Origin of the sequence: Mesorhizobium sp. CA7 (genome assembly GCF_020165015.1) — a bacterium.
In the GTDB taxonomy this organism is placed as follows: domain Bacteria; phylum Pseudomonadota; class Alphaproteobacteria; order Rhizobiales; family Rhizobiaceae; genus Mesorhizobium.
Window position 1 is genome coordinate 1 of record NZ_JAIUHH010000040.1, and the last position, 1,389, is coordinate 1,389.

Sequence of the window (1,389 nt, forward strand, 5' to 3'; positions counted from 1 at the left end):
TCCTTTCCCTCCGGAGGGGGGAAAGGTGGCGCTGCGAAGCAGCGACGGATTGGGGGAACCACCTGGCAATCAAGCCTTCAGCCGATCAATCACGCCGATCAAGGCATGCCGGCTATCCGAACTCCCAGAGATTGCCTGCCTTGTGGTGAGAAGCGGTCCGCGCTAGCGGACGAAAAGCCAATTGCTAGAACGGGGAGCTAAAGCCGGTCCGGTTTGCGGATGAAGGCGGCGCCGAGGATCGGCCCCGGCATGCCGTCCTTGCCGACCGACTGCAGCAGCACCGCGCAGCCGCCCTTCTTGGCGATCTCGGTCATCGGCAGTTCGTAACGCTGCGCCTTGCCGTGCCACATGCCGGCGGTCTGGATGTCGGAAACGGCGTTCCAGTAGGTCAGGCTGCGGCCGCTGTTCTCGCCCTGGCCGATCTTCACCGTCTGCGGCGGATCGAAATAGACGATCACAACATGGGCGTCGCTCGGGCCGTTGCCGGCGTCGCCCGCGTCGATCATGACGCGGTCGCTGGTTCGGCTCACCTTGATGCCGACCCGCATGCCCTCGCCGGTCCGGTCCATCCGGGCCAAGGCGCCGTCGACATCCTTGCGGCTGGCGCCGTTGACGTGGCTGCGGCCGTTGATGACGGCTTGCGGCGTGTAGACCGAGCGGCTGCCGAAGGCGCGCATATAGTCATATTGACGCTCGGTGTTTTCCTTGGTGCTCAGCGTGTCCTGCCAGCCGAGATAGTCCCAGTAATTGACGTGGTAGGCGAGCGCGATGATGTCGTCCTTGCCGGCGAGCTCAGCAAAGAACTCGTCGGCCGGCGGACAGGAACTGCAGCCCTGGCTGGTGAACAATTCGATCACGCCCAAGGGCTTGTCGGTCTGAGGCTTGCCGGTCACGGCTTTGGCGGGCTCGGCTGCAAGGGCCGCGCCGCCCAACGCGGTGAGGGCCAGCGCCAGTGCCGCAAGCCGCAATCGTCCTTGAATTGCCATGACTTTCCAATTCCCGCCGGTGACGCCGGCCTTGTTCTGATTGCCAAAATATGTGGCAGAAGCGCCAGTCAACGGGAAGTCACGTTGCGGTGAAATTTTTGATGTTGCAGCAGCAGGTAAGGGCGCAATAGGCGGGGTGATTGCATTTCACGGCGCGGTTCGATTCGGGAGCAGCGTCCTCGCCATGGGGCAAACTCTCCTGACCCCAGTCGATCTCTATTGTGAGCGGACGGGGCCTGGACTTTGGGCGGAGCCGGCCAATGCTTCGACCAACCTGACTTTCATTGCCGCGGGACTGCTGGCGGCGACGGCGAGGTTGGGAAGGCGTAGGCAGTAGGCAGTAGGCAGTAGGCAGTAGGCAGTAGGCAGTAGGCAGTAGGCAGTAGGCAGTAGGCAGTAGGCA

Annotated in this window: 1 protein-coding gene; it reads right to left on the minus strand. The window is 63.1% G+C overall.

From position 1 onward, the window contains the following. Window positions 1-197: 197 nt before the first annotated feature. Window positions 198-986 (minus strand): DUF1223 domain-containing protein, encoded by a 789-nt coding sequence (locus tag LB552_RS29575; RefSeq protein ID WP_224532841.1) that lies wholly within the window; start codon window positions 984-986, stop codon window positions 198-200. Window positions 987-1,389: the final 403 nt, after the last annotated feature.

Excerpts from the sequence above, each read along its gene's own strand:
- LB552_RS29575 (WP_224532841.1), bottom strand. The coding sequence starts at position 986 with ATGGCAATTCAAGGACGATTGCGGCTTGCGGCACTGGCGCTGGCCCTC.